Source organism: Parendozoicomonas sp. 2304DJ65-17 (assembly GCF_058148445.1).
The window spans coordinates 221,154-241,728 of the sequence record NZ_JBYVJV010000008.1; the positions used below are offsets into that span (position 1 = coordinate 221,154).

General features: G+C 48.7%; 8 protein-coding genes (1 of these 8 running past the window's edge). 6 read left to right on the plus strand and 2 right to left on the minus strand.

Annotation, left to right across the window (positions count from 1 at the left end; translation table 11 throughout):
- The 6 genes in view from ACY2RR_RS18825 to ACY2RR_RS18850 are tightly spaced (at most 46 nt apart) and all read left to right on the plus strand, a layout consistent with a single transcriptional unit that may run on beyond the window.
- Positions 1-12,153: the final stretch of a DUF4347 domain-containing protein gene (locus ACY2RR_RS18825; RefSeq protein WP_490109721.1), read on the plus strand. It extends 23,019 nt beyond the left edge of the window; the window shows 12,153 of its 35,172 coding nt (coding positions 23,020-35,172); the start codon falls outside the window, past its left edge; it ends in the stop codon at positions 12,151-12,153.
- 46 nt (positions 12,154-12,199) lie between these two features.
- A complete protein-coding gene (locus ACY2RR_RS18830) occupies positions 12,200-12,520 on the plus strand; it encodes a DUF3467 domain-containing protein (protein WP_490109722.1) in 321 nt (106 codons plus the stop codon).
- Positions 12,521-12,559: 39 nt separating this feature from the next.
- Positions 12,560-14,401, plus strand: a complete 1,842-nt coding sequence (locus ACY2RR_RS18835) for a GAF domain-containing protein (protein ID WP_490109723.1) — start codon at positions 12,560-12,562, stop codon at positions 14,399-14,401.
- A 19-nt stretch (positions 14,402-14,420) separates the two neighbouring features.
- A complete protein-coding gene (locus tag ACY2RR_RS18840) occupies positions 14,421-16,556 on the plus strand; it encodes a hypothetical protein (RefSeq protein WP_490109724.1) in 2,136 nt (711 codons plus the stop codon).
- Positions 16,557-16,568: 12 nt separating this feature from the next.
- A complete protein-coding gene (locus ACY2RR_RS18845; protein ID WP_490109725.1) occupies positions 16,569-18,569 on the plus strand; it encodes a preprotein translocase subunit SecA in 2,001 nt (666 codons plus the stop codon).
- Positions 18,566-19,291 carry an efflux RND transporter periplasmic adaptor subunit gene (locus ACY2RR_RS18850; RefSeq protein WP_490109726.1) on the plus strand — a complete coding sequence of 242 codons (726 nt, stop codon included), beginning with the start codon at positions 18,566-18,568 and terminating at the stop codon, positions 19,289-19,291. Before ACY2RR_RS18845 ends, ACY2RR_RS18850 begins: the two co-directional genes overlap by 4 nt.
- A gap of 107 nt (positions 19,292-19,398) precedes the next feature.
- Here ACY2RR_RS18850 and sodB read toward each other — a convergent pair whose 3' ends face one another.
- On the minus strand, positions 19,399-19,977 hold the full coding sequence (gene sodB / locus ACY2RR_RS18855) for a superoxide dismutase [Fe] (RefSeq protein WP_490109750.1): 579 nt from the start codon (positions 19,975-19,977) through the stop codon (positions 19,399-19,401).
- Between the two features lie 280 nt (positions 19,978-20,257).
- On the minus strand, positions 20,258-20,566 hold the full coding sequence (locus ACY2RR_RS18860) for a hypothetical protein (protein WP_490109727.1): 309 nt from the start codon (positions 20,564-20,566) through the stop codon (positions 20,258-20,260).
- Between the last annotated feature and the right edge of the window lie 9 nt (positions 20,567-20,575).

The window sequence follows — 20,575 nt, forward strand, 5'->3', positions numbered from 1 at the left end:
GGCAAGGTCGCTGATACGGAATATTCCGTCTCATACGACAGCGTTCTCGGTTTGAATCAGCAGGGTATCTGGTTCGGCAGTTTTGAAACAACCAACCTGAATCTTGATCAGGATGGTACCGTTAAAACCGAAGTTACGGTCAGCGGAACCCATCTGATTAACAACCTGAACATTAATACAGGTTCCGCGGATGATACATTCGTCATTACAGCCACAGCAGCTGAGACGACTATTAGCAGCGGTGATGGCGATGATGAGTTCTGGGTGAACTACACCGCCGCAAATGTGTTGTCCGCTACCGGTGAGAATGGTGTGACGGATATCCTCAATCTTAATGCTGGAGAAGGCGGTAATAGCTTTATCGTTGGATTGAGTGGTCAGGGCAGTGGCATTATTAATGTCAGCTCAGACAGTGATGATCAACTGGATAATCTCAGCATTTACGGCAGTGACCGTGACGACACAATGTTGTTCCGCCCCAATGCGGTCATGGCTATGGAAGTAGACGAGCAGGGTGCTCTGGTTGAAGGTGGAGCTGCTGAGCGGGTGAATTACTTCACTGGCATTGATTCTGTCACCGTTTATGGTGGCGATGGTCATGATTCCTTTATCTTTGACGACACCAGCAGTGCGCTGACTGTTTATGGTCAGGATGGTAATGATACGTTCCGGGTAGGCCAGATGTACCAGTCTCCCAGAAATAATGCTAACTCAGGACTCGCGCCGTCTGACTATTTCGAAACTACACAGGTGACTCGTGGCTTCCTGAGCAATGGGGTGAGCTATGCTGCGTCCTTGTTTGGTGGCGATGGCGAAGACAGCTTCACCGTATACAGCAATAAAGCTGAGCTTTCCCTCTTTGGTCAGAATGATAACGATACCTTCCTGGTTCGATCTTTTGTTCTGGTTGACCCTAATGACCCGAAAGCGCCATTCACCAACCTCAATGGTGGACAGGGGGCCGACTTTATCAGCTACTCCGCCAATGCGCCGGTCAATATTGCCGGTGGTGATGGCCTTGATACCGTGACCGTGATTGGTACTGAGTTTGGAGATGACTTTGTTATCGATGAAAACGGTGTGTATGGCGCAGGTCGTTATACCCGGATGACCGGTATTGAGAAGCTGGTGATTGATGGTCTGGAAGGCAATGACACCTTCTTCCTGCTGAGTTCCAGAGAAGATGTTGAACTCAGCCTTATTGGTGGTCTGGGCAGTGATACCTTTGAGGTTGCTGGTGGTAACAATGGAAATCCGATTTCTGTTCCCAGTAATGACCTTCAGGGACACAGTGGCTTGATTGAACACGTGGCCAATGGTGGTGATATTGATGTGGAAACGATTTCTACCCATGTGGCCGATGATGATGAATCTGGCGTTATTATCAGGCCTGTGGCTGGCCCATTGCGGGTTTATGAGGGTGACAAGCATAATGCTATCGCAACCCGTTACTATGAAGTTGTATTGACCCGAGCCCCACGGGATGTTGTTCGGGTGGCAGCCAGTGCCTCTACTCCTGAGAGCGGCCAAGGGCTGACACTGAACGGTTCCGAGAATGGTACAACTCTATTGTTTGATCGAACCAACTGGTTCAGGCCCCAACAGATAGAGGTGGATGCCATTGATGACTGGGATATCGAAGGCAATGGCTTTATAGAAATTCGCCATAGCATTATGGAAGGGCTGACCAGCGAAGATAATGATGCTTATGACGCCATTCCTGTGAAAACCCTCAGTGTTGAGGTGATTGATAATGACCAGCAGTCGGTGCGGGTTGTTGAGTCCGATACCAGCAAGCTGAGTCTGAGCAATACCGGTGAAAACCAATATTCCGTAGTGTTAACCAGTGCGCCTGAGCACGATGTGACAGTGACCCTTAGCTCTGCTGGTGATATCAGCATTGATAAAACAACTCTGACCTTTACCAAGGATAACTGGGACAAATCTCAGAGTGTGATGGTAACTGCTGGCGGTAGTGCCATGGCACAGGGGCTAAAGGATGCCTTGATTATTCACCTGCTTGTTAGCGCCGATGAAGATTTTAACGGCAGCATGACCGCGTCTGTGTTTAATAACAGCGCACCAGGTATCTCTGTGATTCCATCTGGGGCTTATACTCTGGTCGCTGAGGCTCCACAGTTAAATCTCACCGATACCTATCAGGTTGTCTTGAATCAGAAGCCCACGGCTTCAGTTACGGTGACGCTGGTTCTGGATGGGCAGTTATCGGCTGATACCACGACTCTGACGTTTGATTCCAGTAACTGGAATATCGCCCAGACAGTGACACTCACAGCTGTCGATGATGAAACAACGGAAGGTATTCACTACAGCCGTATCAGCCATCAGGTGTCATCTGCTGACTATCGCTACAACGATGTGGCCATCAGCGATGTGGAGGTGAAAATCGCTGATGATGAAGCTCCGTCGCTGCTGGTTCTGGAAAGTGATGGCAGCACCCATGTCGCAGAAACCGGTGTGGAAGCCATTCTTCAGGAAGGAGTAGTGTTCAGCAGTGATGGCAGTACAAGCTTCAAGGGTAGTTTTGGTATTGCTGAAATTACTGAGAAGCAAGGTAATGACGCACGGTTCCTTGCTCAAGATCTGACTCTGGCTCGCTGGAGTAAAGCCTATAACGGCGAAATCGAAAGTAGTAACAATAATAATCCAGATAATCGACGCCCTCATATCACCATTAATGCGACGGGTGATGGTACAGAAGATTATTTCAAGATCACTGTGACGCAGGAGATGATTGACGATGGTGGCCTGCTGAGCGTTGATATCGACAATGGCTACCAGATTGGAGATGAAAGCTGGTGGGCCAGCCGAATCACCCTGCTGGATAGTAATGGATTGGAACTGACCAGGGCTACAGGGAACTCGGGCGCTGCTCAGGATGCAGGCAGCAGCACTGGATGGGATGCTCGCCTGACAGATTACAAACTGACGGAAACAGGTGTTTATTACATCAAGGTTGACCGGGATCAATCTGTTCAATATGGCTTTGGTGTTCCTGAAGGCGTTGAGTACGACCTTCATGTCGCGTTGACTGGTCAGGATGTTGCGGACTTCGTCTTTACGCCCTCTTCAAGGCTTGAAAATGAAAGTGAGTCTTCAACTGAACAGGGGCAGGTTATTGGCTCTGATGGAACAGGCAGTAACTGGTATCAGGAACCCAATAGCAATATCGGTAATGGCAATATTGATAGCAATACCCCTTACGTCACTATTCAGGGGGTAGGTAATGGCACTACCGACAGTTACCAGTTTGAGGTGACTGAGGAAATGCTTAAGCCTATTAACCTGACTGTTTCTGGTGATGAAGCGCCGGGAACCTGGTACACCTCTGCCACAGTCACCTTTGGCGCCACAATGAATGCGGGTGATGAGTGGACCGTTATTGTTGATGGTACTTCTCATTCCCATACGGTCATTGCAGGTCAAAGTGCTGCGGATGTTGTCGCAGCTCTGGCAGCCCAGTTGGGTGATTATGATGCCACTGCCAATGGGGCTGAGTTGTCGTTGTCGGATGAGCTTGCTGGCTTCACGCTGAATATGACCCACCGTATTGGTGATGCAGGTGATGTTACGCGTACTCTGGCAACAACGGGGACTTTGTCGGAAGCACAATTAACCTTTGCTGGTGATGTGGAGTCTGGGGATATCATTACCCTGACACTGGGTTCGGAGTCTGTTTCCCAGACCTTAACAGGGCAGCAGTCTCTGACTGATGCGATAGCACTGCTGGCTGGTAAGATTACTGCTCTTTCCAACTACACCGCATCTGTCATTTCGGGTGGACTTGGCATTGAAGTGACAAATGCGGCCGGATTTAATATCTCCGCACAGGTGGTTGGCTCATCACCGACTTTGACACTGGATGTAGCCGGTAAACCTGCTGATGCTTCAAACTCAGATGTGCTTTGGAGTGAGGCTGACCTGACGCTAACTGGGAATGTTCTGGAAGGGCAGACCTGGACGTTGAATGTTAACGGAACTGATATTGTTTATACCGTTGAATCAGGTGTCACTACCATTGACCAGCTGGGCGGTAAATTAAAGGGTGAGATTGAAAGCAAAGGATTATCGGTCAGCGTAGATTATGATGCTACGACTGATGCACTGACTCTGAAGCATGCTAATGGTTTAACTGCATCGGTTCAGAGTGTTACTGCCGCTGCGGTTTCTGGAGCCATCAGCGACAGTAACGTCACACATCAATCGACTTCTATTAATCTCAGTACAGTGGTTGTTGCAGCGGGTGAAACCTGGACCCTGACGATTGATAGCCACACCGGCAGCTATAAGCTGGGAGCTGGTGAAAGTATTGATGTGCTTGGGGATAAACTGGTTAAGGCTCTGGGAACCCAGACTGGTTACACCTTTGCCTACGATGACCAAACCAAACAAATAACAGTTGTTCACTCCAATGATTCTTCGCCAATTGTTGCGGCATTGACGGTCACAGAGACAGACGGTGAGATTGCTATTCAGGGTGCTGACACTGATACCCAGATATTGACGCTTTCTGGAGCGATCACTGCTGGTGAAGAGTGGACAATCACTCTTGGCGGTGTGCCTTATTCTCACCTGGTTCAGGGAACTGAAACACTTGGGGATATTGCCTCAGCACTTCTGGCCAGTATTAATGCTGATACGAATGTTGATTTTGCTGTCACTCAGGCTGACTTAACGAATAAACCAGAAGAGTTGACAATTAAAAGCGCTGCCGCATTTACTGCAATGACAGCCGTGATTTCTACTCAGGATGTGAGCAGTTTGTTTGTTGGAATCACAACCTTCGAAAGCTTTGTTGATTTCCAGGGTACACCAAAAGCTGGTGAAACATGGTCTGTGACTCTGGACGGAACGGCTTATGCAGAGGTGGTCGCTGATGGTGATACCTTATTTGGTATCCTCAATCGCTTGGCTAATGATATTGATGACAGCTACAGCGTTACTATCCAGGGTTCAACGTTGGTTATCAGTCATGCCACTGATCGCACTCAAAGTGTGACTGTCGATACTTACAGTATTACCCCGGCTCCGGTTAACGGTACTGTTGACCTCTCTGGGGTTATGGTGGAGAACTGGACCCAGACATTAACCCTGGATCAGACCTACGCCGTTACCGAAGGTGATATCTGGACCGTTAATGTGGGCGGGCAGGATTACAACTATACCGTTTTGGGTACGGATACTAGTTTTGTAGATATCGTTACCGGGCTGACCGGTCAGGTGAGTCTGCTTGATCAGGGTAACCCGGTTGATGTCACGTCAATTTCCCAGATTCATAATATTCATCTGGCTTCAGATACGACTCGTTTCGCAGTCGCTGTTGAAGACACAAGAACCCATTGGAACCGTGCTGAATTTGTTATTCCGCAAAGCTTTGTCAGCGGAGAAACCTTTGTAGTTTCCATTGATGGCGTGCAGTACGAGTATCAGGCCAAACGTGGAGATGATGTTCGCAAGGTGATTGCAGGACTGATTGCAGTTATCAACGCTGAAGATCCATCACTCCAGATGACGGAGCGGGATAATAACGACGGCACTTATAGTTTGGTGGTAGATAAACTGCCAGCAGCTGTCTTTGTCGCGGAGCAGGGCAATGGCACCATTGCCGGCCTGTTTGATATTGATAAGGGCAGAACCTTCTCTCAGAAGGGAGCAGAAGGTCCAATAGGCGGCATTTATTATAAAACTACGAACTATTACACGCCGGTGTTAACGCTGCATCAGATCGTTGGTGATCAGGTTGTTCCGGTACTAGATGATCAGGGGCAACCTGTTCGCAGTTTGAGCTCAACATTTATTGATCGTGGCAGCTTCAATACTGATGATCCCTTTATTGAGCAAATTTTCAATGAGGCTGGAAAGTACATTGTTAAAGTCGCCTATCAGCTGACAAGTGAAACATCGTATTACCTCTATGACGCGACCCAGCAAGTGATTGGTGCAAAGATTGCCGAAATTCCTCAAACTCCGATTGATGTGGGCGTAGTTAACGGTGTTGGCTATGAGCTGAATATCTCCCTTCAGAAACATGGCACTGACAAAGAGTTCATTAAACCTGCAGGAATGAAACTGGTAGTTACCAGTGGCAGCCAGAAGGGAGTGGTGCGGGAGATTGAAGCTTATGACGCGCAAACAGACACCTTTACCCTTAAGGAAGCCCTCCAGCTTAATGAGGGAGATCGTTATGAAATTCGTTACGATGTGGCTTCTGTCTTCAAAGATTACGCCTCCAGTTTCGATAAGTTCAGCCACGACAGCTATGAGATAGTACTAAGTGGTAAGCCTACGGAAGATGTCACGGTTGATATCAGTGGTATCGATACTCGCACTTTTAATATCGATCAGGCTTTTGACGAAAATCAGAGCTTTGGGCAGCGTGAGCAGCAGCAGGTAGCAACAGATACAGCATCTTACACATTTACTGTGGATGACTGGTTCACCACTAAAACCATCAAAGTGACTGCAGTAGATGATGGTGTGATTGACGGCGATGATGCTCAGGTATTCGCGCCGGCGGAAGGTTATGCCAATGCTGTACGGGGCTCAGTGTTTATTGATGGCGGTGTTCGGGTAACAGATGACGTTAACTTGAACAATCCAATCATGGTCACTGGTGAGCAAAACTGGCCTCAGCCTGACGGAAATATGACCACCGTTGGTGACTCAACCCTCACCGATACAGACTCTACTCACTGGAACCCAAATACCAAGACCCGTGAGGAGGGGCTGGATCCTCGTATGAACGACTCGCTCTATGAGTTTGTTGTCGTATCTGGCGAGGCTCAGGGAGTTGTGATGACCGTAGCCAGTGTTAGCGGTGATACAGTGACCTTTACGACGGACTGGCCTGATGGCCGCAAGCCTGCTGCTGGAGATGAATACTTCTATCGTCCGGTCAATCTCAACACGCGTGTGGATGAATCCGTTCAGGTGGATGTAGTGAACTTCCATAACAGTGGCAGCCCCGCGGATCAGACCGGTACTCTGACAGAAGATCAAATATACGGCTTCGGTATGGGAGATGGTTCTTCCCATAATGGCATCCATTACGAAAACACGGAAACTGTCAATATGCTTCTTGGCAGTGGTGTTGATGACCTGACGGTTGAGTCTACCCATGAAGGCCTGACAGTGATTACCACCGAAGGTGGTGACGATAGAGTACATATCAAAACCGTTTCTGGTCAGACCATTGTCAATACTGGCGATGATAATGATGCTATTACCGTTGGTAGTGACACTCAGCTGGTGGACGACATTGCGACGGCACTGGTACTGGATGGCGGCGCGGGGAATAACACCCTGACAGTGAACGACAGTGGTGATACAGAAGATAACTCTGCGTTCCTGACGGATGCCACGCTCACAGGTCTGAATATGGGATCACTGGCGGAAGTGCAGCAATTGAAAGTGCGCGCGGCCAGCGGCAGCTATGTTCTCGGTGCCGGTGAATATGGTGATGTAGCTCTCGCTCATGACCTTTCCGCAGAAGACATGTCTTTGAAGCTGGAAGATCATTTTGGCCCTGGCAGCGAAATCAGGGTTGTGAAATCAGGGGAATTCTACACTCTCACCTTTGGCGGTAAGCTGGCTGGTCAAGACCTCCCTGAACTGGAAGTGGTGGATACCAGTAATCTGGTAGCTGCCACCGACGCTACGGTGGAAGTGCTAGTGGAAACCATTCGACAGGGTACCACGGAAACCGTGCGTCAGACCGTTCAAAGGCTGGATATCTCTGCAGATTCAGGCACTTTCCAGCTTGAGGTTCTAGGAGAATTGACAGCGACGTTGTCTTATAACGCTACAGCGAAAGATGTGCTGGCTGCATTGAGTTTGATTCTGAACCCGAATAATACCAATCCGGCGCTTCCTTATACGGATAATGTGTCTGTGACCAAAACCAGCCATGGTTTTGTGATCACTCTACAGGGCGAGTATGCCCAAGAGAGTATCACTCAGGTGATCACCAGTGGATTGACTGGAGAGGCTGCGTTACGTGATACGGTGGCGGGTATCAACTATCAAGGGTTGCAGGATATCTCGGTTGTGACCGGAAGCGGAGATGACATATTCAATGTTATTTCGAGCCTGACAGGTACTACCTACTCACTGAACACCTCAGAGGGTAATGATCAGTTCCATATCAGCTCTACCGCAAATGGAGAATTTACTGATCAGGAAACAGCGACTGGCGTCATGGATGATGTGGCTGGTGATCTGCAACTGCAAGCTGGAACCGGTGAAAATGCACTGTTTGTCAGTGATTTCGACAGTGTTCAGGCTGACGATAATGTTCAGATGTCAGAAGGTCTGATCACAGGTCTTTCGGCGGCATCCATTAGTTATGATGCCCAGAACGGTAACTTCAATAATGGTCTGGTGATATGGACCGGGCAGGCTGGTGACAATGTCACAGTAACCAGCGTGGAAACCAGTGGTCAGACAATCACTCAGTTGTATACAAGTCTGGGTGAAGATCGCATTCGAATAACAGCCGGTGATCAGGCAGTGCCATTGCATACAGGTTTAAATCACGATGATGATCGTCGTTTGCAGGTCTGGAGTGGTGATGATGCCGATGTGATTGATGCGTCCGCAGCGGAACTGGCCATCCGGGTCAGGGCTGGCCGGGATGAAGATATTATCAAAGGCGGGCATGGTGATGATGTGCTTTATGGTGATGCTGGCCGGGATATCGTTTTTGGTGGTGATGGAGATGATTGGCTGTTTGGCGAAACGCTCATCGCAGGTGATGGCACCAGCACAGTCAGTGATGACATTCTCTTTGGTGACCACGGCTCAGTCACCTTAACCACCACTTCCGGGCAACACGTTGTTGATAGTAATGTGTCGTCTGATCTGTTCCAGAACACTGCATATCGTGCGCTGTCTATCGATGATGTGATAGATCAAGCTTTGACCGTGGAATCTGTGAACGCCGGAGATGACACTATTGTTGCCGGGGATGGACAGAATCTGGTTATGGCTGGCTCTGGTAATGATGTTATTCAGTCTGGAACTGATAACGATATTATTTTCGCTGATACGGGCCTGGCAGATTTTGTCGCTGATCTCTATCAAACCACTGATAGTGGACAGGGTAACGACACTGTATCGGATGATGGTGGTAACAACCGTGTGCTGGCCGGCCTTGGCAACGATACCGTGACCATGGCAGGTGGAAATGATGTCATTCTCGCTGATACCGGTTCACTGCAGTACCGTGGTATCGATTTGCTGCAGGCTGATGCCAACGGAGTTGTCGGTGGAAACGATGAAGTTTCAGACGCTGGCGGTAACAACCTGATTATGGCTGGTGCCGGCACTGATGAGGTGAACACCAGCCTCGGCAACGATACGGTGTTCGGTGATACTGGCATAGCTGATTACGTGGCGAACCGCTTCTCGACTTCGGATGAAGGTGAGGGTAACGACACCCTGACCGATACCGGTGGTGATAACAGAGTGCTGGCAGGCCTGGGTAACGACACTGTGACCATGGCGGATGGCAATGATGTTATTCTCGCTGATACCGGTTCACTGCAGTACCGTGGTATCGATTTGCTGCAGGCTGATGCCAACGGAGTTGTCGGTGGAAACGATGAAGTTTCAGACGCTGGCGGTAACAACCTGATTATGGCTGGTGCGGGCACTGATGATGTGGAAACCAGTCTCGGCAACGATACGGTGTTCGGTGACACTGGCACAGCTGATTACGTGGCGAACCGCTTCTCGACTTCGGATGAAGGTGAGGGGAACGACACCCTGACCGATACCGGCGGTGATAACAGAGTGCTTGCAGGCCTGGGTAACGATACTGTGACCATGGCGGATGGCAATGATGTCATTCTCGCTGATACCGGTTCACTGCAGTACCGTGGCATCGATTTGCTGCAGGCTGATGCCAACGGAGTTGTCGGTGGAAACGATGAAGTTTCAGACGCTGGCGGTGACAACCTGATTATGGCTGGTGCCGGCACTGATGACGTGGAAACCAGTCTCGGCAACGATACGGTATTCGCCGATACTGGCACAGCTGACTTCATGGCGAACCGCTTCTCGACTTCGGATGAAGGTGAGGGTAACGACGCCCTGACCGATACCGGAGGCGATAATAGAGTTCTGGCAGGTCTGGGTAACGATACTGTGACCATGGCGAATGGCAACGACGTCGTTCTTGCTGATACTGGTGTGCTGCAATACGACAGTTCTATTTTGCAGCAGGCGTTCGCGACTGGTCTTACAGGCGGCAATGACACCATTAGAGACGCGGAAGGGGATAATCGTATTCTCTCCGGTGCCGGCAATGACACTGTGCAGACCGGTGATGGTGATAACCTGATTCTGGCGGATAATGGCATCATTGATATTCCCGCTAATACTATCACTGGTGATGAGACTGTCTCGGGAGACGATCAGGTGACCACGCTGAGTGGTCGTAACAGTATCATTCTTGGCCTGGGAGATGACCGCTTCTCAGGCGCACAGGGTGAACATGTTGTACTGGGTGATTCTGGTCGTATTCAAAGAGTTCTTGGTGGTGAGATGGTTGTTGAGAGTGAAAGCGCTCTCGGCGGCCGTGACATCTTAGACGTTCAGGGCGGACAGAATGTGTTTATCGGTGGAGCGGGCCAAGACTCTCTCACTGGCGGCGCTGGGGATGACTGGATCTTTGGTGATACTGGCATTCTTGATACCGCACAAGGATTGTTACGAGCGTCAGAAGTAGCTGGTGCCGATGACGAAATTGATGCTGGTATTGGCAATGATTGGGTGCTTGCGGGTCTTGGTGATGATCGCGTTTCCACAGGAGAGGGCACGGACAGTGTTCTTGGTGACGCAGGATATATGACATACAGCTCGAACCGTATCCGCCCGGATTATCTGGAAGCGATCAGCTTTAACGGTGGTGAAGACGTTATTGAAACCGGTAATGGCGATAGTTATGTGATTGCTGGGATGGGAGATGATCAGGTTGATGCCCTGAGCGGACTGGATATTGTGCTGGCAGATATCGGCTTTATCGATAATCTGGCTCGGCGCTACGAATCAACGGCGCTTGAAGGTGGTGACGACACAGTCAATGTTGGCGACGGCGGCAGCTTCGTGATTGCGGGTCTTGGCAATGACATCGTGACCAGTGAGGGTGGGCAGGAGCAGGATCTTGTCATGGGCGACAATGGTTTTGCCAGTGAACTTGCATCAGGTCTTGTAGCCGCCACTCTGACACCGGAATCTGGAGGGGATGACCGTATTGAGATGGACGGCGGTAATGACATTCTTATGGGTGGCAACGGCCGCGACTTCCTCTCCGGTGGTGACGGCATTGACGCTGTTATTGGTGACCATGCCGTGTTAACCACTTTAAATGGTAATCGTCGTTTTGATTCCACCGATCCAGATCATGGTGGAGATGATATTCTGGATGGTGGTGCCGGTAATGACATGATGATTGGCGGTAAAGGCAGCGATCAATTTGTTGGCGAATTTGTTGATGATTCCATCCTTGGTAACTTCGGCCAGATTACAGATGGAGATGGCTCCGCAGGCTTTAGCGTATCCAGCGACCCCGGTAACCGGGAGCTAATTGCCGAGCTGCTCTTTGACCTCTACAACTACTCAGTCTTTGACACTCAGGGAGCTGGGCGTCAGGATAGAGCTTTATCCCTGCAACCAGTCTTAAGCAGTGAGCAGGCTCGGGCTCTGACCAGTGAGGAACTGGTTGAGTTCTTGCGAAATCTGCCTGTAGAAGATGTGACCGGCGCTGGTAATAGTGAGCCGGTTAACCTTGCTGGCAGGCTCTCAGACTTGCCTGCGACAGCTTCTGGTGAAGGTGGTGCTGAGGGTGTGAGCGAAGAGGGTAAGACAGTTGAGCAGGAGGCTCAGAATCCAGAAGTGTTGCCAATTGCTCCAGAGCAGGGCGAGCCTCCGTTAGAGGGCGAGTCAGATCAGGAAAACAAGAAGAAAGATGATACTGATGAGGATGCTGAACTGAGCGCGGCCAGCGCTTTGCTTTTTGCTGTCGCTCAGGCGAAAGGCTGGAGTTATCGTCATTCGTTGAGTCGCCGGTCAACCGAAGAGATGAGTCGTATAGGGAGCTCTCACTACTCCAGCTGGCAACGTAAGCATTAATATTTCAGAAAGAACAATAAGTCATTATTAAAACAAGGATCGACAAGTGACCAGTAAAAAGAACAACCTGCCTTCCATTCGCTGGGACGACAGCAAGATGCGCAGCAGCTATGCCAATGTCTGCAATGTATCCAGCACACGAGAAGAAGTGACTCTGTTGTTTGGCACTAATGAAGCCTGGCGTCAGGGGCAGAAAGAGGTAGCGATCTCTTTAACCGACCGCATTATTCTCAGTCCTTACGCGGCTAAACGTATGCATAAACTGCTGAGTAACGTTATCAGTGAGTATGAGCAGCGTTTTGGCAGTCTGGGAGAAGCGGCTGAGCCCACCCGTGAGCAAGTCGCAGAAACCGAGAGCGCGGAATAATAATAAAAACTTTAGCCCCGGCTTTTTCCGGGGCTGCTTGTGCAGTTATTCAATATGAGTGAACAGCTCGACGCTGTTGTCAGTAGCCGCAGGCACACGGATGCCTATGTTGACCATATTCTCGATGAATCCGGGGATAGCTGGTATGGCTACTGGCTGAGTTTCCTGAAATCCCGAATTTCTTTTCAATCCGCTCTGGTGTTAACCGCCAGTGCTGGAGATGAGCTGACCCCGGTTGCTGTTAGCCCGGACAAGTCTCCTTATGCCCATGAACTCTATGACGCCGCCAACGAATGTTATAAACAGAAGCAACCCATTATGGCTCCCCGGGGGCATTCGGGTTGTATAGCGGTTTGCCCTGTTCAACAAAACGACGGAATACTTGCTGTTGTTGCTCTGCTGATCCCCTTGCAGGGTAAAGAGGCTATGGCGAAAGTGTTGTCACAGCTGGAGTTCTGTTGTGGGTGGCTAGAGCTGCGCCTGTTAAGAAAACATGGGGACACCCAAAAGCAACAACTGGAGCGGCAACAGATTTTGCTTAATGGCTTCAGTGTTATTTATGAGCACGATAAGTTTTCCGCTGCGGCTTTGGCGTTGTGTAATTACGTTTGCCGGCTTATGCATTGTGAACGCGTTCTTCTTGGGTATAACCGCAATGGAACGATTACTCTTAGCAGCCAATCCGACAGTGAAGAATATGTAGAGCGCATGGGCAGCTCTCAGCTCAGTCTGAAAGCCATGCAGGAAGCATTTGACCAGCAGGAAAGCGTGTCCTGGCCAGCGATTCATGATCGTGATCAGGTGAATCTTGCCCATAAGAATATTTGTGAGTTTATGGGGCAGACTACCGCGATTACTGTGCCTTTGCTGGATAAGGAATTCTGTTATGGAACTCTGTTTCTTGAACGCAATATGGACGATCCGTTTACGTCAGAAGAATGTCTTCAAATAGAATCCATAGCGAATCTCATGGGGCTTGCGCTGGAGCAAAAACGACAAGCTCAGAAACCAGTATTGCATTTGATTGGAGATGCTACACGACACCTGCTAGAGACCTTTTTGAAACCGGGGTACCTTGTTAGAAAACTGATCCTTATCAGTTTGTTTGTTCTTACAGTTTTCCTTTCCTTTGCCACGGGCCCCTACAACCTTGGCGCGGATGCGGTATTGGAAGGCGCGGAAGTTCGTGCGGTGGTGGTTCCGTTTGATGGTTTTCTTGAGCAGGCACCAGTTCGTGCGGGTGATCATGTCAGTGCTGATACTGTAGTGGCAGCACTGGATACGCAGGCTTTGCGTTTAGAACGTTTGAAATGGCTGAGTGAAAAGGGGAGGGCTCAGCGGCAGTATGAAGATGCTCTTGCTCGTCAGGATAGAGCGCAGGTTCAGGTTCTGTTTGCGGAACTTGAAAGAGCGTCAGCGGAGTTGGCGCTTATTGAATTCAAATTAAAACAGTCCAGCATGCGCGCCCCGTTTGATGCGATTGTTGTATCCGGAGATCTGAGCCAACAAATAGGATCCTCCCTTAGGCAGGGAGATACTCTGTTTGAGTTAGCCCCTAACAACCGTTACCGTTTGGCAATGTATGTTGATGAATTTCGTATCAATGATGTACAGGTGGGACAAACGGGAGAATTGGTATTAACAGCCTCCCCTGATGACAGTTTTGATTTTTCCGTAAACCAGATCACTCTTGTCGCGGAGCCTCGTGATGGCACCACAGTGTATCGGGTGGAAGGTCAATTGCTCTCAGATGTCAGCCTGTTGCGTCCGGGCCTTGAGGGTGTTGCCAAGATTTATGTCGATGAACGCCGATTAATTTCAATATGGACACGTTCATTGATTGACTGGTTGAAGCTGCAATGGTGGCGTTTATGGGGCTGACAGCAAAGGACGCGCTCACATGACAGCCATTCTCTTCTCGCGGGACTGGTATCGTATCGCACATTTGAAGCCGCAACTGCGACATCATGTAGAGGTTCACGTCCATCATTACCGACAGCAGCGCTGGTATGTTCTTCAGAATCATGAGAGTGGTCAGTTTCGCAGGCTAACTCCACAAGCTTACACATTAGTGGGTCTTATGGATGGTCGGCGCACCATCGAAGATATATGGCGGTTGGCCAGTGAGAGGCTAAAAGATGAGTTGCCAACCCATGAAGAAATCCTGCAGTTAATAGGTAATCTTTATCAGAGCCATATTATTCGGATGGACCTCAGTGGTGATGCCGCAGAACTGTTAAGAGCCGGGGAGGAACGTAAAAGAAAGAAATGGCTCGCCAAACTCCGTTCTCCTTTATCGGTTCAAGTACCCTTAATGAGTCCGAACCGGTTCTTGTCCCGAACAGCGCCATGGGTCGCCCCGTTTTTCAGTAAAGGTTTTTTCTTCGTCTGGTTGAGTATGGTGGGTATGCTGGCTGTGATGGCTGCCCGACATTGGGACGCTCTCACGGCCAATGCGGCTGATCAAATATTGGCTGCTGATAACCTTTTGCTTTTATGGCTTGTCTATCCGGTTATCAAACTCCTGCATGAGCTGGGCCATGGTTATGCCATTCGTCGTTTTGGCGGTGAAGTGCACGAGGTTGGCATCATGTTTCTGGTGTTCTTTCCCATGCCCTATGTTGATGCCTCGGCATCGACCGGTTTTTCCAGTAAATATCAGCGTATGTTGGTTGATGCTGCGGGTATGATGGTGGAGCTGTTTATCGCAGCACTTGCGATGATTATCTGGATGAATGCCGAACCGGGATTGTTAAGATCTTTTGCTTACAACATTCTGTTTATTGCTGGCGTTTCTACCCTGATGTTTAACGGGAATCCCCTGTTGCGCTTTGATGGATACTACCTGTTGGCAGACTGGCTGGAAATTCCTAATCTTGGGCAAAAAGCCAATCAATATTGGGGCTATTTGGCAAAACGTTATCTGTTTGCTGTGCCTATGCAGGAATCTCCGGCTTCGACAATGCGTGAAGCGCTTATATTTGCATTCTATGGTGCTGGCAGCTTTGTGTATCGGCTGTTTATTTCCATCACCATCGCATTGTTTGTTGCTCAGGAGTACTTTTTTATAGGTGTAGTTCTGGCCATTTGGTCCGTCACCATGGTGTGGATTTGGCCCGTATTAAAACTGCTCTGGGAAACATTAAATAATAAGGAATTTAAATTTCATGGTCGCCACCCTTGGTTGATTGTTCCTTCGCTGCTGGTTGTCATGGCTGCAGGCTTGTTTGTGGTTCCTGCTCCTAAAACACTGACCGTGGAAGGGGTTGTTATGACGGAAGAGCAGGGACGATTGGTGATTCTGGAAAGCTGTTTCTTTGATCGCTGGCTTGTTGAAGATGGTGAAACTGTTGTGGCGGGCCAGCCTCTGACTCTGTGCTCCAATCCGGAGCTGGAAAAGGAGATCAAGGTTAATAAGTGGAGAATGGAAGAACTTATTGCCCGCCGAAGGGGCGAATATTCAGACGCCGTGCAAGTACGCATTTATGACGAAGAAATTTACCAGATAAAAGAAACCCTTCAGGAGCTTAGAGAGCGGCATAATCATTTATCCATCGTAAGCCAGACTCAGGGCGTTATACGTATTTCTGAACATAAAGAACTTGAAGGGCAGTGGTTAAACCGTGGTCAGTTAATGGGGTATGTTGTTTCACGATCAGCACTTCTTGTGCAAACCATGTTGCCTGAACATGCTATTGAGAATATTAGACATCAAACAAACCAGGTAAAAATACGCTCTTCAGCTGATTTGAATACAGATTTGGTCGCAGGTAATTGGGAGATTACACCTTCGTCATCTCGGGAATTGCCCAGTCCAATTTTATCTGATGCGGCCGGAGGAATTATAAAAATGGATCCTGCCAGTGAAAACAGCACGATAGCAAATTTCTTCCCGGCAGAGCTTAAAAATATAAAAGGCTTAAGTCCTCTGATCAGTCAACGCGTTTTTGTGCAATTTGAGCTTATGCCAGAGCCTGTTGTCTATCGCCTGTATCACTATATTCGGCGAACTTTCCTGGACTACTTCACGGTTTAATAGGAGTAGGCTGTGGGAGTATTTGTAAGTCGTGAATCAAGAATAACTGGAGTGAGGGCTGAGCGCCCTTTGTTACAGACGACGCGTTCGGATCGCTGGTTTTCTGTTTTGGCTGGTGTTTTGAGACAAAATAAGGCGGTTTTCTTACATTCTGACCAGAGATTTGCGGAAGATGTTATCCGTCGAAGTGAGCAGCTTGCACGACTGGATCAGAGCGCGCTTGAGCAGTATCACCAGAACCTTTCATGTGATTTAAAGACTAAGCCCCTTACCACGGATAGGGTTATAGAGAACTTTGCTTTAGTGAGAGAGTTCTCTGGGCGCGTAATGGGTATGCGTCATCATCACACCCAGATAAGAGCGTCACTCTGCCTGCTCAGAGGGGAAATTGCCGAAATGGCTACTGGGGAAGGAAAAACTCTGGCAGCCACTTTAGCGTGCGCAACGGCAGCTATGGCTGGGATTCCTGTTCATGTTGTTACGGTTAATGATTATCTGGCGGAACGTGACCTGGAAGAAATGACTCCTCTTTTTGAGAGTTTGTCTTTGTCATCCGCTTGCGTGATTCACGGTATGGAACCTGATCAGAGGCGGCAGGCTTATGGTTGCGACATAACATATTGCAGCAATAAAGAATTGGTTTTCGATTACCTTAAAGACACTATCTCTTTAGGAGAGTTGGCTTCATCCAATCAGGCTTTACAAATGGAGTTGTTTACTCAACCTGAGTTTTCTCAGAAATTACTCCAACGCGGTTTGCATTTCGCCATTGTCGATGAGGCAGACAGTATTTTTGTTGACGAAGCAAGAACGCCATTGATTATTTCCGGCGATGAAAAATTTGGCTCATTCGAAGAACAGTTAATTACAACGGCTATGGTTCTCGCGGAAGAGCTTAAGCCTGAGCAGCACTTTTTGATTTCTGAAACCAATGGTATTGATCTGCAAAACAGCGGGCGTCGCTTATTAGAATGCCGGGCTGGGGAGTTGGGTGGTTTATGGCTGAGCCGGGAATATAGGGAAGCATTGGTGAGCCAGGCTTTAGCCGCATTGTATCGTTATAAATTGAACAGAGATTACATTATTAACGATGAACAGGAGGTGCAAATTGTTGATCCCTATACTGGCCGGGTAACTCCTGGCCGTAGCTGGGGGCAGGGTTTGCACCAAATGATTGAATTAAAAGAGAAGTTGGAATTAACCAAGCCACGAGAGACCCAAGCAGAAATCAGCTATCAGAATTTTTTTCGTAAGTATTACACTTTGTCCGGCATGACAGGAACGGGTGTTGAGATTCGTCGAGAGTTGCTAGGGGTGTTTCGAACTCAATGCTCTCAGATTCCATTGTTGAGAGAAACTCGAAGAGTAATAACAAGGGTTGAGGTTATGCCAACTCTTGAGCGCAAATACAGTGCGGTCGCAGATTGGGTCGTGGAAATAAATCGATCAGGGCAGCCCATACTTGTGGGAACCGCAACAGTTGGCGCATCGGAAGAGCTTGCGCAGCAGATTCGTCAGAGAGGAATTACCTGTAGGGTGTTAAATGCCCGACAAGATAAAGAAGAGGCCAACATAATAGCCCAGGCTGGACAAAGTCGTGCGGTGACTATTGCAACAGGCATTGCCGGGCGAGGAACTGATATAAAGCTGTCAAATCCAGCCAGAGAGGTTGGAGGGTTGCATGTAATCATCACGGAGTTACAGGATGCGTCACGTATTGATCGTCAGTTTTATGGTCGGTGTGCCCGTCAGGGAGACCCGGGCAGCTATAGCTTTATATTGTCATTAGAAGACAGTTTGATTCTACGTGTTTTGAAACCCTCTACTCGTGCAATTCTCACAACAGTGGCTTCGTTTTCTCTTTGGCGCAACCGTTTGGGTTACTGGCTGCTGCGTGGTTGTCAGAAGAAACTTGAAAAACTGCATTACCAGCAGCGAATGAATCTACTGGATGCGGATGTTAAACGGCAAAGGTTGCTCTCATTTTCAGGAAAGAGTGGATATAGCTCATGATATCTTCCCGCAATTATCTTCAAATCGCATTTACCAGTATTTTTCTGAACTCCTCTGTTGTTTCTGCTCAGGAGTACAAAGTTCTTGGGTGTATCCTGGAGCCAAGCCAAAGGATAGAAGTCAGCCCTGCTGTGTCTGGGGTGCTGGAAAGCGTGCCAGTGAAACGTGGGCAAACGGTTAAGGAAGGGCAGCTGCTTTTCCAGCAACGTTCAGGGGTTCAAAGCGCGGCAGTAGCGCTGGCCAGAGTGAAAGCTGAATTTGCCAAACGTAACCAGGATCGCAATACCAACCTTTATGAAGACGATATGTTGTCGGCCCATGAGAAAGATGAAATAGAAACGGAAAGTCTGATCGCTGAGCAGGAACTGAAAGTCGCGGAGCAGGAGCTTGCGTTGCGAAAAGTATTCAGTCCGGTTAATGGAGTTGTGATCGACCGCCATAATGATGTTGGTGAATATGTTGGAACCGATCCTGTTGTTGAACTGGCAGTTCTTAACCCTCTGTATGTTGACGTTTTGATGGCTGCTGATTCTTTTGGTCAATTGACGATTGGCGAGAAGAAAATGGTGAAGCTTCACTCGCTGGGTGCAAGTACTGTTCAGGCGGAAGTTGTTGTGATTGACCCGATTATTGATTCTGCCAGCAGAACCTATCGAGTGAGGATGATGTTGGAGAATCAGGACTACTCAGTGCCTGCAGGTGTAGGCTGTGAACTTGAATGATCAGTGTTCATAAATAAAAAAACCGCTTGAAAAGTTTCCTTATCAAGCGGTATTGGAAATGATCTTAGATAGACATTAAAACTTCATTGCCTACCTATTGATTATGCTTAAGCGTAATTCGCTTCCGCAAATTCCCAATTCACCAGCGCCCAGAAGGCTTTCAGGTAATCAGGACGAACATTACGGTAGTCGATGTAGTAAGCGTGTTCCCACAGGTCGCAGGTCAGCAGAGGCTTCTGATCGGTAGTCAGAGGAGTTGCTGCGTTGCTGGTGTTAACAATTTCCACGGAACCGTCAGCGTTCTTAACCAGCCAGGTCCAGCTGGAGCCAAAGTTATTTACCGCCATATCGGAGAACTTGGCTACGAAATCTTCGTAGGAACCAAATGCTTTGTTGATGGCGTCAGCCAGGGCACCGGAAGGTTGGGCGCCACCGTTAGGGCTCAGACAGTTCCAGTAGAAGGTGTGGTTCCAGATCTGGGCTGCGTTATTGAATACGCCACCAGAAGAAGATTTAACGATCTCTTCCAGAGACTGGCTGGCCATGTCGGTACCTTCAACCAGACCGTTCAGCTTCACAACGTAGGTGTTGTGATGCTTGCCATAGTGGTAGTCCAGAGTTTCCTTGGAAATGTGAGGTTCCAGTGCATCGCGCTCGTAAGGCAGGGCGGGCAGTTCAAAAGCCATTTTGCTTGTCTCCATCTAGATCCTATCAGGCGTATGCCGAATACTGCCTCGGCATGGCAAAATTCGGTTTGCCGATGATAGCACTGTGGTTGCCGCAGTTTCCATGTAATGTTGATAGGGTTTTTCTTTGATTTGAATAGTTTTTATCTATGGGTATTGTTGTTTTTGATAGGTGTTCATGTTTTTTCTGGCAGAAAAGTCTTCCAGATGAGCAATCTGTGAGTTGTAGCTTTTCAAAAGGTAGTGTCACCAAAGAGTACAAAATAATAATGGTGGCTGATCAGGCCACCACTTGCCCCCGATAAATACGCACACTGCGTTGTTGTGGTTTGGCTTCCGGAACCGCTTGCATAGCCAGAGGTTTATGGGCAGGTCTCGCCAGATCCTCAAGGGTTAGATCTTTGCCTGATAATTGAAGCAGTTTCAGGGCCGTATTTTTTGTTGTTTTGTCTGCAGAGCGTCTGGCCAGATCCTGAATGGTATCGAGCGTGTCATCACCGCTGAAGCGAATGACAATATCAAATTCAGCTTTCAGTCTGCGGCGAAGAACAGTCATTAGGTCCAGCATTTCTTTGGTATAGATTGGCATGGGCATATC

Coding starts and splice junctions, on each gene's coding strand:
- ACY2RR_RS18860 (WP_490109727.1), bottom strand. CDS start 20,566: ATGCCAATCTATACCAAAGAAATGCTGGACCTAATGACTGTTCTTCGC.
- ACY2RR_RS18840 (WP_490109724.1), top strand. CDS start 14,421: ATGACAGCCATTCTCTTCTCGCGGGACTGGTATCGTATCGCACATTTG.
- sodB (WP_490109750.1), bottom strand. CDS start 19,977: ATGGCTTTTGAACTGCCCGCCCTGCCTTACGAGCGCGATGCACTGGAA.
- ACY2RR_RS18850 (WP_490109726.1), top strand. CDS start 18,566: ATGATATCTTCCCGCAATTATCTTCAAATCGCATTTACCAGTATTTTT.